A 412-nucleotide genomic window follows, 5' to 3' on the forward strand; every position below is an offset into this window, starting at 1 on the left:
CCAGAGCTGCGACTGATCGCGATCGCGGCGCACGAAGGAGAGGTATTTGCCATCCGGCGACGGCTGCGGGCGGACCGATCCGCCATAGCCGGACACCGCCGTGGTCACCTCGCCCGTCGCCAGATCGTATTTCTCGATTTCGAACAGGCTCTGCTGCGAATCCTGCGCATACTGGAAGATCGCGCCGGGGCTGACATTGCGGGTGTAGTAGATCGCGCTGCCATCGGGGGCGTAGACCGGCTCGCCCAATTCCTTCTGCAAGGACTCGCTCGCGCGCTCGACCAGAGCGACGCCACCGCCGCCCGAGATGTGATAGAGCCAAACCTCGCCCGTACCCGCCGAGCGTTCGGTGGTGAAATGCTTCTTCGCCGCGATGTAGCGCCCGTCCGGGCTCCAGGTCGGCTGGTTGAGG

At 65.3% G+C, this 412-nt stretch carries 1 pseudogene; it reads right to left on the reverse strand.

What is annotated here, in order from left to right:
• Window positions 1-412 (reverse strand): annotated as a pseudogene (locus A3736_RS06890) (PD40 domain-containing protein); the annotation flags it as partial.

This window comes from Erythrobacter sp. HI0063, assembly GCF_001635685.1.
In the GTDB taxonomy this organism is placed as follows: Bacteria; Pseudomonadota; Alphaproteobacteria; order Sphingomonadales; family Sphingomonadaceae; genus Qipengyuania.